Annotated in this window: 19 protein-coding genes; 12 read left to right on the forward strand and 7 right to left on the reverse strand. The window is 70.5% G+C overall.

What is annotated here, in order from left to right; translation table 11 throughout:
• Positions 1 to 453 precede the first annotated feature (453 nt).
• Positions 454 to 2016: a chromosomal replication initiator protein DnaA gene (gene dnaA / locus AB0G02_RS12855; protein WP_360793169.1), complete on the reverse strand. Its 1563-nt coding sequence runs from the start codon at positions 2014 to 2016 to the stop codon at positions 454 to 456.
• Positions 2017 to 2582: 566 nt separating this feature from the next.
• Here dnaA and rpmH point away from each other — a divergent pair.
• From rpmH to AB0G02_RS12880, 5 genes are read left to right on the forward strand one after another with little or no spacing between them, the layout of a single operon-like run.
• Positions 2583 to 2726, forward strand: coding sequence for a 50S ribosomal protein L34 (rpmH, locus tag AB0G02_RS12860; protein WP_073897783.1), 144 nt, complete (start codon positions 2583 to 2585; stop codon positions 2724 to 2726).
• 13 nt (positions 2727 to 2739) lie between these two features.
• Complete coding sequence (rnpA, locus tag AB0G02_RS12865; RefSeq protein WP_360793171.1) at positions 2740 to 3120, forward strand: ribonuclease P protein component; 381 nt, start codon at positions 2740 to 2742, stop codon at positions 3118 to 3120.
• Positions 3117 to 3392 (forward strand): membrane protein insertion efficiency factor YidD, encoded by a 276-nt coding sequence (yidD, locus tag AB0G02_RS12870; protein WP_360793173.1) that lies wholly within the window; start codon positions 3117 to 3119, stop codon positions 3390 to 3392. Before rnpA ends, yidD begins: the two co-directional genes overlap by 4 nt.
• Before the next feature lie 3 nt (positions 3393 to 3395).
• Positions 3396 to 4505 (forward strand): membrane protein insertase YidC, encoded by a 1110-nt coding sequence (yidC, locus tag AB0G02_RS12875; RefSeq protein ID WP_360793175.1) that lies wholly within the window; start codon positions 3396 to 3398, stop codon positions 4503 to 4505.
• 18 nt (positions 4506 to 4523) lie between these two features.
• A complete protein-coding gene (locus AB0G02_RS12880; RefSeq protein WP_360793177.1) occupies positions 4524 to 5066 on the forward strand; it encodes a R3H domain-containing nucleic acid-binding protein in 543 nt (180 codons plus the stop codon).
• A gap of 110 nt (positions 5067 to 5176) precedes the next feature.
• Here AB0G02_RS12880 and AB0G02_RS12885 read toward each other — a convergent pair whose 3' ends face one another.
• Complete coding sequence (locus tag AB0G02_RS12885) at positions 5177 to 6181, reverse strand: methyltransferase domain-containing protein (protein WP_360793179.1); 1005 nt, start codon at positions 6179 to 6181, stop codon at positions 5177 to 5179.
• Positions 6182 to 6225: 44 nt separating this feature from the next.
• On the opposite strand from AB0G02_RS12885, the gene AB0G02_RS12890 reads away from it, so the two are divergent.
• The 4 genes from AB0G02_RS12890 (at position 6226) to AB0G02_RS12905 (ending at position 9573) form a co-directional block, all read left to right on the forward strand.
• The gene (locus tag AB0G02_RS12890; RefSeq protein ID WP_360793181.1) at positions 6226 to 6684 is read left to right on the forward strand and encodes an NUDIX hydrolase; all 459 of its coding nucleotides are present in this window, start codon (positions 6226 to 6228) and stop codon (positions 6682 to 6684) included.
• A gap of 176 nt (positions 6685 to 6860) precedes the next feature.
• Complete coding sequence (gene rsmG / locus AB0G02_RS12895) at positions 6861 to 7538, forward strand: 16S rRNA (guanine(527)-N(7))-methyltransferase RsmG (protein ID WP_360793183.1); 678 nt, start codon at positions 6861 to 6863, stop codon at positions 7536 to 7538.
• Between the two features lie 152 nt (positions 7539 to 7690).
• Entirely contained in the window at positions 7691 to 8563 is an 873-nt protein-coding gene (locus tag AB0G02_RS12900) for a ParA family protein (protein WP_360793185.1), read from the forward strand.
• Positions 8560 to 9573, forward strand: coding sequence for a ParB/RepB/Spo0J family partition protein (locus AB0G02_RS12905; protein ID WP_360793187.1), 1014 nt, complete (start codon positions 8560 to 8562; stop codon positions 9571 to 9573). Before AB0G02_RS12900 ends, AB0G02_RS12905 begins: the two co-directional genes overlap by 4 nt.
• A gap of 357 nt (positions 9574 to 9930) precedes the next feature.
• Here AB0G02_RS12905 and AB0G02_RS12910 read toward each other — a convergent pair whose 3' ends face one another.
• Complete coding sequence (locus tag AB0G02_RS12910) at positions 9931 to 10875, reverse strand: D-alanine--D-alanine ligase (RefSeq protein ID WP_360793189.1); 945 nt, start codon at positions 10873 to 10875, stop codon at positions 9931 to 9933.
• Between the two features lie 14 nt (positions 10876 to 10889).
• Positions 10890 to 12206 (reverse strand): PLP-dependent aminotransferase family protein, encoded by a 1317-nt coding sequence (locus AB0G02_RS12915; RefSeq protein WP_360793191.1) that lies wholly within the window; start codon positions 12204 to 12206, stop codon positions 10890 to 10892.
• Positions 12207 to 12352: 146 nt separating this feature from the next.
• Here AB0G02_RS12915 and AB0G02_RS12920 point away from each other — a divergent pair, with 146 nt between their 5' ends.
• Both AB0G02_RS12920 and AB0G02_RS12925 read left to right on the forward strand, forming a co-directional pair.
• Positions 12353 to 12988 (forward strand): GNAT family N-acetyltransferase, encoded by a 636-nt coding sequence (locus AB0G02_RS12920; protein WP_360793193.1) that lies wholly within the window; start codon positions 12353 to 12355, stop codon positions 12986 to 12988.
• A 70-nt stretch (positions 12989 to 13058) separates the two neighbouring features.
• Positions 13059 to 13817: a metalloregulator ArsR/SmtB family transcription factor gene (locus AB0G02_RS12925; RefSeq protein WP_360793195.1), complete on the forward strand. Its 759-nt coding sequence runs from the start codon at positions 13059 to 13061 to the stop codon at positions 13815 to 13817.
• Here the strand turns inward: AB0G02_RS12925 and AB0G02_RS12930 are convergent.
• Entirely contained in the window at positions 13814 to 14233 is a 420-nt protein-coding gene (locus AB0G02_RS12930; protein WP_360793197.1) for a hypothetical protein, read from the reverse strand. The two genes, AB0G02_RS12925 and AB0G02_RS12930, sit on opposite strands and share 4 nt — an antisense overlap.
• 40 nt (positions 14234 to 14273) lie before the next feature.
• Between AB0G02_RS12930 and AB0G02_RS12935 the strand changes: the two genes are divergently transcribed.
• Positions 14274 to 14498: a hypothetical protein gene (locus AB0G02_RS12935; protein ID WP_360793199.1), complete on the forward strand. Its 225-nt coding sequence runs from the start codon at positions 14274 to 14276 to the stop codon at positions 14496 to 14498.
• Positions 14499 to 14503: 5 nt separating this feature from the next.
• On the opposite strand, the gene AB0G02_RS12940 is transcribed toward AB0G02_RS12935, so the two are convergent.
• Positions 14504 to 14857, reverse strand: a complete 354-nt coding sequence (locus tag AB0G02_RS12940; protein WP_360793201.1) for a hypothetical protein — start codon at positions 14855 to 14857, stop codon at positions 14504 to 14506.
• Positions 14858 to 14860: 3 nt separating this feature from the next.
• Positions 14861 to 15306 (reverse strand): DUF6247 family protein (locus tag AB0G02_RS12945; RefSeq protein WP_360793203.1); only part of this gene is annotated, 446 nt, incomplete at its 5' end.

Raw genomic sequence — 15306 nt, forward strand, 5'->3', positions numbered from 1 at the left:
AGCCGCGCACCCGGGTGCGGGGGACGCCGGCTCGTGTGCGCGCCCGGGGACGACGTGGGTCCGGCCGGGTCGGATCCGGGCGCGGTGGGGTCGGGGGCGCGATGGATCGGGGCGCGGTGGGCCCGGAGGGTGATGGTCCGGCGCGCGGTGGGCTCGGGCGCGGTGGGGTCCGTGCGGTGGGGCCGGTGCGGTGGCTCGTGGGCGAGTGCCGACGGGCGGTGGGTGCGGTGGTTCGGCGCGGCGGTGGTGCGGTGGGGGGGCCGCGCCAGGGCGCTGGGTGGGCGCGGGGGGCGGCGGCGCGAGGGGCGCTGGGAGGGCGCGGTTGGCCGCTGGGCCGGGCCGCGGGCGGGCGGTTCCGGCGGGGTTCAAGCGGGTGCGGTGGTCAGGCCGGCAGGAGCCCGTACGACAGCTTGCGCACCGATCAGCGCACGAGGGGGCGCAAGCGTTTGCGGGTCAGGGGGTGTGGCGTGCGCGCTGCTTGATGCGCGACGTCAGCTCCTGCACCTGCTCGTAGACGCGGCGGCGCTCGGCCATCTCCTTGCGGATCTTCTTGTCCGCGTGCATGACCGTCGTGTGGTCGCGGCCGCCGAAGGTCTGGCCGATCTTCGGCAGCGAGAGGTCCGTCAGCTCGCGGCACAGGTACATCGAGATCTGCCTCGCCTGCGCCAGCACCTTGGTCTTGCCCGGTCCGCACAGGTCGTCTATGGACACGCTGAAGAACTCCGCCGTCACGGCCATGATCGTCGGCGCGGTGATCTCCGGCGCGTGCGAGTCCGGGATCAGGTCCCGGAGCACTATCTCCGCCAGCTGCACGTCGACCGGCTGCCGGTTGAGCGACGCGAACGCCGTCACCCGGATCAGCGCGCCTTCGAGCTCGCGGATGTTGCGCTCGATCCGCGCCGCGATGAACTCCAGCACCTCGGCGGGCGCCGCCAGCCGGTCCTGCGCGGCCTTCTTGCGCAGGATGGCGATGCGGGTCTCCAGCTCGGGCGGCTGGATGTCGGTGATCAGACCCCACTCGAACCGCGTCCGCAGCCGGTCCTCCAGCGTCTCCAGGCGCTTGGGCGGCCGGTCGGACGACACGACGATCTGCTTGTTCGAGTTGTGGAGGGTGTTGAACGTGTGGAAGAACTCCTCCTGCGTGCCTTCCTTGCCCTCCAGGAACTGGATGTCGTCGACGAGCAGCACGTCGATGTCCCGGTACCGGCGTTGGAAGGCGACCTTGCGGTCGTCGCGCAGGGAGTTGATGAAGTCGTTGGTGAACTCCTCGGTCGACACGTACCGCACGCGCATACCGGGGAACAGCCGCTGCGCGTAGTGCCCGACGGCGTGCAGCAGGTGCGTCTTGCCGAGGCCGGACTCACCCCAGATGAACAGCGGGTTGTACGCGCGGGCCGGCGCTTCGGCGACCGCGACGGCGGCAGCGTGCGCGAAGCGGTTGGACGCGCCGATGACGAACGTGTCGAAGTTGTACTTCTCGTTCAGCCTGGTCTGCGACGCCACGGGGTTGGCCGGCCGGGTGTACGGGACACCGCTCGGGGCGGCGTGACCACCGCTGAACGTCGGCCAGATCTCGGTGACGGCGGCGAGCGCGTCGCCCTCTTCGTCGACCTCGTCCTCGGTGTCGCCCTCGGTCTCCGACTCGACGACCAGCCCGCCGTTGACGGGCATGACGCCGGGGATCGAGCCGGGGAGGGAGGTGGGCATGGGCAGGGGTCCGGGTACGGGCACCGGGATCGGCGCGGTCACCGGATCGGGTGAATCGACCTTCACGGCGAGCGAGACGGCCCGGCCGAGGCGACGGGACAGGGCGGCGGTGATGGGCTCGCGCAGCGCGCGCTCGATGGCTTCCTTGGCGAAGTCACTCGGCGCGGCGAGCAGCGCGGTCCCGTCGAGCAGCCCGATGGGTCGGGTCACGCGCATCCAAGCGCGCTGCTGGGGGGACAACGTGCTGGCAGCCAACTCCTGCACGACCTGTTCCCACACGCGACCCAGATCGGCCTGGTGGTCGGACACCTCCGCGCTCCCCTCCCCTCGGTGACACCCCCGCGGTCAGTCCCCGGGGGAACTTCCACGACGTGGACACGGAGAATAGAGGCATCCACAGAGTTATCCACAACTGTGCACGAACGAGGGCCGGGGGCAGCGGATCCCCCCGTTGCTCCCGAGCGCCTGCGGCCGGCGTGGCGGCGGCTTCCTTCCCCGTCCCGGGGACCGGCCCGCGACCACCCGCACCCACCCGCGAAGGCAGCACGCTAACAAGGTGCGGCCCCTGCCACAAGGCGTACCGGCGCGCAAGCCCTTTACGTGCGGAGGTGTGCGGCTCAGGGGCGGAGGACGTGCCGTCGTGCGGTGGTGGTGGCCGTCGTGAGGGTGGTGGCGGCTTCAAGCCGGCAGTGTGGTGCGCCACTCCGGGGCCCGTGCCGCGCACCCGGGGGCGACCCCGATTTGAACCGCGACCCCCGGGCTGCGTACCCTCGTAACCGTCTCCCGCTTGCGTGGGGTGCTTTTCGCGCGCCTAAGGCTTGTTCGCTGGGGACAACCACAGACCTGCTTGGCAGTTAAGCACCGGGAGTCCGACCGTGAGCAAGGGTAAGCGCACCTTCCAGCCCAACAACCGTCGCCGTGCGAAGACGCACGGGTTCCGGCTGCGCATGCGCACCCGTGCCGGTCGCGCCATCCTGGCCGCGCGCCGTGGCAAGGGCCGCAAGCAGCTGTCCGCCTGATCGCCGCAGCGCCGTGCTACCCGCGGCCAACCGGCTGACCCGCAGCCAGGACTTCGGCCTGGTGGTCCGCCGAGGCCGCCGGGCCGGCCGGTCCCGGCTGGTGGTGCACGTCCTGACGTCGTCGACACCCGTCGTCGACACGGCGGAGCCTCAATCCTCGGCGCAGCCCACCTTGGACCCGTCCAAGGTGGGCTTCGTCGTGAGCAAGGCCGTGGGCAACTCCGTGGTGCGCCACCGGGTGAGCCGCAGGCTGCGGCACCTGGTGCGGGACCGCCTCGACGCGTTGCCGCCCGGAACTTCGCTGGTCGTGCGCGCGTTGGCACCGTCAGCCGATGCGGACAGCGCCGAGCTCGGCCGTGACCTCGACGCGGCGCTGCACAAGGTGCTGCGATGACCACGACCGCCCAGGTGAGCCCCGTCGTCCGGGCCCTCCTGCTGCCGGTGCGCTTCTACCGGAAGTTCATCTCACCGGCGCTGCCCCCGACCTGCCGTTTCCACCCGAGTTGCAGTGCGTACGCGGTGGAGGCGTTGACCGTCCACGGTGCGCTGCGCGGTTCCTGGCTGACCCTGCGCCGGCTGGGCCGCTGCGGACCCTGGCACCCTGGTGGCCTGGACCCGGTTCCGCCGAAGCGAAACGCGGTCCCCGACCTTCCTGCCGAGGAGTAGCTAGTGCTCAACTTCATCTACTACCCGGTGTCCTTCATCCTGTGGTGTTGGCACTGGGTGTTCGGCCACATCTTCGGCGAGTCGAGCGGGTTCGCGTGGGCCCTGTCGGTGGTGTTCCTCGTCTTCACCCTGCGCGCGATCCTGTTCAAGCCGTTCGTCGGCCAGGTCCGCTCGATGCGCAAGATGCAGGAGTTCGCGCCCGAGCTGCAGAAGATCAAGAAGAAGTACGCGAACGACAAGCAGCGCCAAGCGGCCGAGATGCAGAAGCTCCAGTCGGAGCACGGCGTCAACCCGCTGGGCGGCTGCCTGCCGATGCTGGTGCAGATCCCGGTGTTCATCGGTCTGTTCCACGTGCTGCGCTCGTTCAAGCCCGGTTGGGGCGAGGTCTACTTCTTCGACGCCCAGGGCGTCGAGTCGTTCGTCAACGCGAAGCTGTTCGGCGCGAACCTGTCGACCTTCATCACGATGCCGTGGGACAGCCCGGACCCGAACGTCCCGTCGCTGATCGACTTCGGCACCGAGCGCAGCTCCGTGCTGTTCGTCGCGATCCCGCTGATGATCATCGCGTCGATCGCGACCCACTTCACCGCGCGCCACTCGGTCGCCCGGCAGACGCAGGCCGCGACGGACAACCCGCAGACCGCGATCATGAACAAGCTGACGCTGTACATCTTCCCGCTGGGTGTGCTCGTCGGTGGCCTCTTCTTCCCCATCGCGATCCTGCTCTACTGGCTGAGCAACAACGCGTGGACGCTGGGTCAGCAGTACGTCGTGTACCACCGCATCGACCGCGAGGAAGAAGCGAAGAAGGTCGAGGCGACCGCGCAGCGCTCGGCGCTCGCGCCGAAGCCGGGCGTGAAGCCCACGACCAAGCCGAAGCCCGGTCAGAAGCCGCAGCAGCCGCAGCAGCGCAAGGCCGCGAGCACCCAGCCGGGTGTGAAGACCGACGGCGCGCAGACCAACGGCAAGGCCGCGGCCGAAGCACCCACCGGCACCGAGCCGGCACCGGACGCGGGCGAGTCCGCAGGAACCGCCAAGCCGTCCACCGAGATCCCCGGTCTGAGCCCAGACCGATCCCCAAGCAAGAAGCAGGGCAACAAGAAGCGTCGTTGACCCTGGAGAGGAGACATCGTGTCGGAGACGTTGCAGGCGGCCGACGTGGACGCACCGGAGGCCGACGAGGTCCCGCCGGCGCGGTCGGGGAGTTCGGAGGACCTGCTCGTCCAGGAGGGTGACATCGCCGGGGACTACCTCGAGCGGCTGTTGGACCTCCTCGACTACGACGGCGACATCGACCTCGACGTCGAGGCGGGTCGGGCGATCGTGAGCATCGACGGCGGTGACGACCTGGAGAAGCTGGTCGGTCCCCGCGGCACGGTCCTGGAGTCGTTGCAGGAGCTCACCCGGCTCGCCGTGCAGCAGGAGACGGGCGTGCGCAGCCGCCTCATGCTGGACATCGCCGGGTGGCGTGCCGGACGGCGTGCCGAACTCGCGGACCTCGGCCGGACGACGGCGGAGAAGGTGCTGGCGAGTGGCGAGAAGGTGCGGTTGCACCCGATGACGCCGTTCGAGCGGAAGGTCGTGCACGACGCCGTCGCCGCCGTGGCGGGCGTGCACAGCGAGAGCGAGGGCGAGGAGCCCCAGCGCCGCGTGGTGGTGCTGCCGAAGCCCTGAGCGGGTTTCCCCACGGGTTCCCGTGGAACGGCCCCGGTCCCCCTTGGTGGGGGCCGGGGCCGTTCGTTCGAAGTGGGTGGGTCGGGGGTGGGGTGCTCGCGGCGCGGTGTCTACGGCCGGGAAGCGACGAGGTACCGCTCGTCGGTGATGTCCCGGCCCCACAGCGCCGGGTCGTCCAGCGGCCGGACGTCCCCCTCCCCCAGCAACGCGACGCACTCCGCGGCGGTCAGCCCCGCGCCGGTCGACCAGCGCCCCTCGATCAGCACCAGCAGGCCGCCGGGCTTGAGGAGGGCCCGCCACCGGTCGAGGGCGGCGGCCGGGTCCGGCAGCACCCACAGCACGTGCCGCGCCAGCACCACGTCGAACGACGCGGGCGGGTAGGGAGGACGGGCGGCGTCGCCCTGGCGGAACTCGACCCCCGGGACTTTGGCGCGTGCGGCGGTGACCATGCGCCCGGACAGGTCGAGCCCCCGCACGTCGTACCCGGCCCCGGTCAGCAAGGCGGTGAGGCTGCCGGTGCCGCACCCGAGGTCGACCACGGAGGCGGGCGCGGGTGGCAGCAGCGGGAGGAGCAGGTCGGCCCACGCCTGTCGGACGCCGGGGTCGCGCAGACCGTGGTCGGCGTCCTCGTCGAACGTCGCCGCCTGGCCGTCCCAGAACCGCGCCTGGGCGAACGTGGTCAGCCACGCGCGCTGCTCGTCCGTTTCCGGGACGTCGCGGTCACGCGCTTCGGCTATCGCCTGCCACGCCGCTTCGGGTGACGCGCCGTCCATCACCAGCAGCGCGCCCGCGACCAAGGACGACCGCCCGTTCCCGCCCCAGCAGTGGACCAGGACGTGCCGCCCGGCGCGCATGTCGCGCAGGACGGGGTCGAGCGCGACGTCCAGCTCGGCCGCGGAGGCGGGCACGCCGAAGTCCGGGATCGGGAGCCAGTGGAACGCCAGGCCGGCGTCCCGTGCCGCCTCGCCCTCGGCGGTCAGGTCGAGCTCGGCCAGTTCGGTCTCGGTCAGCGCGCACACGATCACGTCGACGCCCGCGGTCGCCAGTTCGTCGATGTGCTGGAGGTTGCGCGGGTGTCCCATGGTGCTCAGCACGCCCGATCTGATCGAGTACATCGATTCCCTTCCCCCTGTCATGTTCCACGTGAAACGGTCGCGGTATGACTGAGATCGTCCGCAACCTCCGCGTGGCCGCCTACGCCGTGATCATCGAGGACGGCCGGATCCTCCTCTCCCGGTGGCTGGGTCCGGACCGACCGAGGTGGATCCTGCCCGGCGGCGGGCTCGACCACGGCGAAGATCCGTACGACGCGGTGGTGCGCGAGGTGTTCGAGGAGACCGGCTACCGGGCGGAGGTGGACCGGCTGCTCGGCATCCAGAACGTCTACGGCCCGATGGTGCGCGACGGGGTGGAGATCGACTACCACCGCCTCCGGATCATGTACGAGGCGCACGTGGTGGGAGGCGAGCTGACGTTCGAGGTCGGCGGCAGCACGGACCAGGCGGCGTGGTTCCCGATCGACGAGGTGCCGGAACTCGACCACGTCGAGTCGGTCGACTACGCGCTCGGGTTGCTGCGCGCGCTGCCGAAGGACGGTCGGCTCGCCAGTTTCACGTGAAACACGTAGATCTCGTCACTTCGATTTGGCGTGTCGCCGGGGTGATCCGTCATAGTGGGGGCCGGCACATCTCATGGGCCTCGACGCCTCCTCGGCGAGACGCCCAACCCCATCGCCCACACCCGGCCGCTGCCGGCGTCCGGTGTGGTTTCACGTGAAACGTCCCGGACGGAGACATGGCCGCAGAGGTGGAAGACCGCGCGAAGAAGGTCTTCGGTGACCATTACGACACGGCGGTCGCCTTCACGGCACTGCTCACCGAGCACGGCGTCGAGCGCGGGCTCATCGGCCCACGCGAGGTCGAACGGCTCTGGGAGCGCCACATCCTCAATTCCGCCGTCGTGTCGGAGTTGCTTCCCGAAGGTGCGCGGGTCGTGGACGTAGGCTCGGGCGCGGGTCTGCCGGGCATCCCCCTGGCGATCGTCCGACCCGATCTCGACCTCACGCTCCTGGAGCCGATGGCACGCCGGGTCGCGTGGCTGACCGAGTGCGTCGAGACGCTCGGTCTCAACGTGACCGTGCTGCGGGGGCGCGCGGAAGAGGGGCCGGTGCGCGATCAGCTGTTCGACAGCGATGTCGTGACGGCCCGCGCGGTGGCTCCGTTGGAACGGCTGACGCGGTGGTGCCTGCCGCTGCTGAGGCCGGGTGGACGTCTGGTGGCGTTGAAGGGCGAGAGCGCCGCGGAAGAGTTGGAACGCGACGCCGAGGCGGTGCGCCGGGCCGGAGGCATCCGACCCCGCGTCACCACCTGCGGTGGCGATGTACTCGAACTGCCGACGACGGTCGTGCTCGTGGAGCGCGATGAGCGGGCGAGCCGCCGTGAAGGCGCGCGTCGCAGAAGAAAGGATCGGTGAACGTGTACCCCGACCCCCTGCAACCGGTGTTCCAAGCGGCCGGCGTTTCACGTGAAACCGAGACTGAAGGTGCGGTGGGGGCGGGCGAAGTGCTCCGTCCCGCGCATGACACGAACTTGGCAACCAACGTGGAACCGGCAGGAGACAGCACCGTGTGGACCCCCATCGCGGAAGAAGCGGCACGCGCCACCCGCGTTCTGCACCCCGACTCCCTCCAACTCCCCCGTCCGGACCGTCGCCGGGTCATGGTGGTCGCCAACCAGAAGGGTGGCGTCGGCAAGACGACGAGCACGGTGAACCTGGCCGCGGCACTCGCCATCCACGGGCTCAAGGTCCTCGTCATCGACCTCGACCCGCAGGGCAACGCGAGCACCGCGCTGGCCGTCGAGCACCGCTCCGGCACGCCGTCGGTGTACGAGGTGCTGATCGGTGAGCTGTCCGTCGCTGAGGCGGCTCAGGTCAGCAACCAGTCCCCCAACCTGTACTGCGTGCCCGCCACGATCGACCTCGCCGGCGCCGAGATCGAGCTGGTCTCGATGGTGGCCCGCGAGTCGCGGTTGAAGGAGGCGCTGAGCCCCGAGGCGCTCGACCCGATCAAGCCGGACTACGTGTTCATCGACTGCCCGCCGTCGCTCGGCCTGCTGACCGTCAACGCGATGGTCGCCGCGCAGGAGGTGCTGATCCCGATCCAGTGCGAGTACTACGCGCTGGAGGGTCTGGGGCAGCTGCTGCGCAACATCGAGCTGGTGCAGGCGCACCTGAACCCGACGCTGAACGTCTCCACCATCCTGCTCACCATGTACGACGGCCGCACGAAGCTGGCCGACCAGGTGACGAGCGAGGTGCGCGGCCACTTCGGCGACACGGTCCTCAAAACGGTGATCCCGCGCAGCGTGAAGGTCTCCGAGGCACCAGGATTCGGTCAGACGGTGCTCACCTACGATCCCGGCTCACGGGGCGCGATGAGCTACCTCGACGCGGCACGGGAGATCGCCGAGTTCGGCGCGGAGATGGGGTCGGCATGACGGAACAGCGCAAGGGTGGCCTCGGCCGCGGGCTCGCGGCCCTGATCCCCAGCGGACCGCCTCCGGGCACACCGGCGGCGCCGTCGGTCCGGTCGCTGGCCAACGGGTCGTCCACCCCTGCGTCGTCCTCGGAGGCGGGTGGTTCCGGCGGGTCCGCTTCGGGTGGTGGTGTCGCCGGCGAGGTCGCCGGGGCGGTGTACCAGGAGCTGCCCGTCACCTCGATCCGCACCAACCCGAAGCAGCCGCGGCAGGTCTTCGACGACGAGGCGCTGCGCGAGCTGGAGCACTCGATCCGCGAGTTCGGGCTCATGCAGCCGATCGTCGTGCGGGCGATGGGGCCGGACCACTACGAGCTCGTCATGGGCGAGCGGCGGTGGCGGGCCACCCAGCTGGCGGGTCTGAAGACGATCCCGGCGATCGTCCGGCACACCGCCGACGACGTGATGCTGCGCGACGCGCTGCTGGAGAACATCCACCGCGTCCAGCTGAACCCGTTGGAAGAGGCGTCGGCCTACCAGCAGCTGCTGGAGGAGTTCGGCGTGACGCACGAGGAGTTGGCCGACCGGATCGGCCGCAGCCGGCCGGTCGTGACCAACACGATCCGACTGCTGAAGCTCCCCCTCCCCGTGCAGCGGCGGGTGGCGGCCGGGGTGCTGTCGGCCGGGCACGCGCGTGCGCTGCTCGGGATCGAGGACCCCGGCGTGCAGGAGGAGCTGGCCGCCCGGATCGTCGCGGAGGGGATGTCGGTCCGCGCGACCGAGGAGGCGGTGACGCTCGCCAAGGGTGCGGAGCCGGCCAAGGCCAAGCAGGCCCGGCGCAAGCCGATCCAGGCCCCTGGGTTGCAGGAGTTGGCGGAGCGGTTGTCCGACAACTTCGACACTCGGGTGAAGGTCGAGCTGGGGCAGCGGAAGGGGCGGATCGTGGTGGAGTTCGGGTCGGTGGACGACCTGGAGCGGATCATCCAGTTGATGTCGCCCGAGGCCGCGCAGCGGGGGCGGTCCGGCGAGTAGGTGTTCGAGGTCCCGGGAGCAAGGGTTCCCCATTCCCGGGAGTTCGGCTCGATGTTCGACCCGCGAGGCCGGCTCGATTTGACATGGGGCCCTTACGGGCACCCCAGGCAGGCCAAAGCCGGCAGGCCCGGCGGGAAGAGCGTCCGCCAAGCCTGCCGGCTTCGACCAGCCTAAGGCACCCGAACCCATGTCAAATCGGGCCTTTGCGGCTCGTGAGTGTTAAGTGGTGGGTGGGTGTGGAAAATCGGACAAAAGGGATTCGTTAGGGGCGCAAGGGATCACACCGGGGCCTTATGTCACGGTGACGATGACGGCCCGTGTCCAGTTGGACACGGGCCGTCATCGTGGTGAAAGGGTCTAACGGGTGACCGCTCGTTCGATCAGACCGGCGTAGATGTCACCGAGGGACTGGCCGGCGGCCTCGACGGCCATCGGCAGGAGCGAGGTTTCGGTGAGGCCGGGCGAGACGTTCACCTCGAGGAAGTGGACGGTGCCGTCCGGGGCGACGATGGCGTCCGTCCGCGACACGTCCCGCAGACCCAGGAGGCGGTGGGCGGAGACGGCCAACTCCCCCACCGCCTGTGCCGCCTTCTCGTCGAGGCGGGCCGGGGCGTGGAAGTCGGTCAGGCCAGCCGTGTAGCGGGCCGTGTAGTCGTAGACGCCGTTCTCCGGGACGATCTCCACCGGCGGCAGGGCGTAAGGGCCGTCCGGACCGTCCACGACCGCCACGGCGACTTCGACGCCCTCCACGAACCGCTCGGCCAGGACGGTGTCCCCGTAGGCCAGGCAGCCGACCATCGCGGTGGGGAGTTGGGCCGCGTCGCGGACCACCTGGGCACCCAGGGCCGAGCCGCCCTGGTCCGGCTTGAGCATCAGGGGGAGGCCGAGTCGGTCGACCATGGCGTCCAGGACCGGTTGGGCGCCGAGCTCGCGGAACGTGGCGTGCGGCAGGACCGCCCACTCGGGGGTGGCCAGGCCGGCACGCGCCAGCTCGCCCTTGGCGGTCGGCTTGTCCCAGGCACGGCGGCAGGCGCGGGAGTCCGTGCCGACGAACGGGACGTCCATCAGCTCCAGGATGGTCTGCACGGACCCGTTCTCGCCCTCGCCCCCGTGGAGGGCGACGACGACGGCGTCCGGTCGGTGCTCCTTGAGGCGGGTGAGCAGGTTGCCGTCGGCGTCCCACTCCTCCACGACCAGGCCGACCGAGCGCAGCGCGGCGGAGAGCCTGCGACCGGATCGCAACGACACCTCCCGCTCGTGCGAAAGGCCCCCGGACAGGACTGCGACCCAGCGGTTGGACAACTCTCTACTCCTGATCACGCGGTGTCGGGCGACGGGCTGTGCGGCCCCGAGACGGCACGGCCCACAGTGGGGCCGAACGTCTCGTGCAGCTCCATCTCGTCCTTGATGACGTTCGCCAGCCGCCGCACGCCCTCACGGATGCGTTCGGGCGTCGGGTAGCAGTACGAGATGCGGAGCTGACGGCTGCCGAGGCCGTCGGTGTAGAAGCCGGTGCCGGAGGCGTACGCCACCCGTTGCGTGATCGCGCGCGGCAGCATCGCCTTGGTGTCGACGCCCTCGGGCACGGTCAGCCAGACGTAGAACCCGCCGTTCGGCTTGTTCCACGTGGAACCAGCCGGCATGTGCTGTTCGAGGGCGGAGATCGCCGCGTCGCGCCGGTCCCGGTAGGCCTCGCGGTAGGTCTTGATCTGACCCTTCCAGTCGTGCGTCGACAGGTAGCGCGACACGATCAGCTGGTTGAGGGTGGGCGGGCACAGGGTCGCGGACTCGGCCGCCAGGACGAGCTTCTCCCGCACGGCGTGGGGCGCGAGGACCCAGCCGACTCGGAGGCCGGCGGCGAAGGTCTTGGAGAACGAGCCGAGGTAGACCACGTTGTCCGGGTCGGTCGACCGCAGCGCCGGGTAGGTCGTGCCGTCGAAGCCGAGCAGGCCGTACGGGTTGTCCTCGACCACGAGGATGCCGTGCGTGCGGCAGATCTCCAGCACCTCGGCGCGGCGCTGGACGGCGAGCGTCACGCCGGCCGGGTTGTGGAAGTTCGGGATCGTGTAGAGGAACTTGATCCGCCTGCCGGACCGCTCGACGGCGGCGATGGCCGCCCTGAGGGCATCCGGCATCAGGCCGTCCGCGTCCATGCCGACGTGCACGACCTGGGCCTGGTAGGCGGCGAACGAGCCGAGCGCGCCGACGTACGACGGGCCTTCGGCCAGCACGACGTCACCGGGGTCGCAGAAGATCCGGGTGACCATGTCGAGGCCCATCTGCGAGCCGACGGTCACCACGACGTCGTCCGGGTGGGCGTTGATGCCCTCCAGCGCCATCACGTCGCAGATCTGCTCGCGCAGTTCGGGCACGCCGTGCGCGCTGCCGTACTGGAGCGCGACGAGGCCGTCCGTGGCCAGGACGTCGGCCACCTCCGCGCTGAGGGTGTCCAGCGGCAGTGCTGCCAGGTGGGGCATCCCTCCCGCCAGGGACACCACCTCAGGCCTGCTCGCCACCGCGAAGAGCGCCCGGATCTCCGATGCCGTCATGCCCGCCGTGCGCGCTGCGTAGCGACGCAGGTGGGGGTCGAGGCTTCTGGCACCCTGCTTGGGGGGCTGTCCGGGTAGGTTCACGGGAAACTCCGTAGGTGGGCTGCTACCGGCGGGTTGGTTCCCGCCCGAGTGTAACGGCCGTCCCGTTCGGGGCATCTGCCTTCCGGGCCGGGGTCACATCCGCCTATCCTCGTGGTGGGACGGGTGTCGGGGGCTTGGAGGTCGGGGTGTCGCGTCGTGTCGTGGGCGTCACCTTGGACAACCTGGAGCACCTCTCCAAGCACAGCCGGACCTGCGTGTTCTGGGAGCTCGCGCCGCACCTGAAGGAGCAGGCCGAGGAGTTCGGGGACACCGAGTTCGAGAAGGAGGCCTGGGTCTCCAGCGTGCTGTTGGAGTGGGGTTCCTGCGGTCGGATCATCTACGCCGACGGGATTCCCGCCGGATCGGTGTTCTACGCGCCGCCCGCCGCCGTGCCCAGGTCGTTGGCCTTCCCCACCTCCCCCGTCAGCCCCGACGCGGTGCTGATGACCGGTCTCGAGGTGCTGCCGGAGTTCCGCGGCGGCGGCCTCGGCCGGGTGCTGGTGCAGACGGTGGCCAAGGACCTGACCCGTCGTGGCGTGAAGGCGATCGAGGCGTTCGGCGACAACCGGCCGGAGGTCGACGGGCCGGGTTGCGTCACGCCGGCCGACTTCCTGCTTCAGGTCGGCTTCAAGACGGTCCGCCCCCACCCCCGCTGGCCGCGGTTGCGGCTGGAGCTGCGCAGCGCGTCCTCCTGGAAGGAAGACGTGGAGGCGGCGCTGGAGCGGCTGCTCAACTCGGTCTCCGTGACCACCACGGCGGAGCCGAGCTTCAAGCCCGTGTGAGAACCCGCGTTGACCTGCGGGTTCTTTCGCACGGGTTGACATGCAGGTATTTGCCTGCATAACGTGAGGCGTGGACAAGGTGTTCAAAGCCCTGGCCGACGAGACCCGCCGCTACCTGCTGGACCGGCTGCACGAGGAGAACGGGCAGACGCTGGGCGAGCTGTGCGCGCGCCTGGGCATGGCCCGCCAGTCCGTCACGCAGCACCTGGCCGTCCTGGAGGCGGCGAACCTCATCAGCACCGTGCGGCGCGGCCGGGAGAAGCTGCACTACCTCAACCCGGTGCCGCTGCACGAGGTGCAGGAGCGGTGGATCGACAAGTTCGAGCGGCCCCGCCTGCGGCTGCTCAGCGACGTGAAACGACGAGCGGAGGAACCGGTGAAGCCGGAGTTCGTGTACGTGACGTACATCGAGAGCACCCCGGAGCGGGTCTGGGAGGCCCTGACGGACGCCGACGTGACGGGGCAGTACTGGGGGCACCGGAACGTGTCGGACTGGCAGGTGGGGTCCACCTGGTCGCACCGGCGCACGGACGGGTCGGACGTCGACGACGTGGTGGGCCGGGTCGTCGAGGCGGACCCGCCGCGGCGCCTGGTGACGACGTGGGTCGACCCGGGCGACCCGTCGGTGTCGTCCACCGTGACGTTCCGCATCGAGGCCTACGGCGAGATCGTGCGGCTGACCGTCACGCACGCCGGCCTGGCCGACGAGGCGGAGCGCGCGCGGGCGGCATCCGGCTGGGCGGCCGTGCTGTCGAACCTGAAGTCGCTGCTGGAGACCGGGCACGTGCTGCCGGGCATCCCGTGGGAGATGCCGGCGCACGCGGACTAGTACCGGTCGATGTCGCAGCTCTCCAGCGTGCCGCCCTGGAACAGCTCGAGCGCCTGCTCGCTGACGACGAGCTGCCCCTGCTCGGTGACGCCCAGGTCGTCCACGCCGGCCTGACCGGTGACCTCGAGCCAGTGGAACGTGGGCAGCTCCTTGCCCTCCAGCATCTCCTGCGCCTCGTCGGAGAGCGTCACGGTGGCGCGGCGGATGCGGAAGGCGTCGAGGCCGCTGTCGACCAGCGTGTCGGCCAGGTCGTCGGTGACCAGGTACACCGGGAACGCCTCGACCAGGTCGTCACCCGACCAGTCGGTGATCTCGTAGTGCACCGCTTCGATGCGCGGCGGGTGCGCCGCGGCGTCGATGACGGTCCCCTCCTCCAACACGCCGGCGACCTCGGGTTCGAGGCGGTAGAACTCCATCGTGCTCCTCACCGGCGACGCCGGCCAATAAGATCGACTCGTGGACATGGGGGTGGAGATCCAGGGCAAGGTACTCGCGATCATCGAGGGATCGCGGGACTTCGAGAAGATTCGCACACTGCTCGACGGGTGGCAGGCCCAGGGCGTCACCGCCGAGACCCTGGTCGACGAGCTGACCGACCTGATGCTCGACCTGCGCGCGCAGAACCGCGCGGACGACGAGGACGCGGTCGCCGAGGTGCTGGACGTGCTGGTCGGCTGGTAGCCGGGCTACTCGGTGGCCTTCGGGTGGCCCGTACCCGCCGACACCACCCGGACGACGCGCTTGTCGGGGTCGGGGCAGAACCAGATGCGCCCGCCGGCGGTCACCTCGTACTGCCACTGGTCGAGCGTCCGCCCGCCGATCTCCCGGCTCGCGTACCGGCCCTTGAGCCTGTGGTGCCGAGCCGGGTTCTCCGGCGTCGTCGGGCGCTCGGTGAGCACGATCCACGCCTCCCAGGTGTTCGACCGAGCCGAGTGGCAGAGCTCCTCCCAGCCCTTCGCCGCCTCGGAGGTGGCGAACCGGGCTTCCCAGTGCCCCGGGCGGCCGGGAGGGGCCACTCGATCGCCGCGCTTGGCAGACATCCCTCAGCTTTCCTCCGGTGCGGGGACGGCCCCGAAGTCGCCGTCCACCGGACCGCTGAGCCGCGCGGCGAGCACGGGATCCGCGTGGATCGCGGCGGTGCTGCGCCACTCCCTCACCGTCTGGGCCAACACCGACCACTCCCCGAGTTCGGCGGACGCCTGGAAAGCGCGCGCGAAGTCCGCCACGAACTCCGCCTTCTCCTCGTCGGGCAGGACGTCCACCCAGGGGAACTCGTCGAGCAACGCCTTCGCGGCGACGTCGCGCGGCAGGTGCGCCAAGACGTTCCTCAGCGCCCGTGCCGCCATCACCGAACCCTCCGAAGCGGACTGCACGCGGTCCTCCCGCGTCAGCAGGAGATCAGCTCCGTCGCGACGGCGGACCCGGACGTGGGCCCCGGCCCGCCGGGGGGAGGCGCTCATGGGGTGGGGCGGGGGCGGGGTCCACGGCA

The sequence above is a fragment of the Actinosynnema sp. NPDC023658 genome (assembly GCF_040639995.1).
GTDB lineage: Bacteria > Actinomycetota > Actinomycetes > Mycobacteriales > Pseudonocardiaceae > Actinosynnema.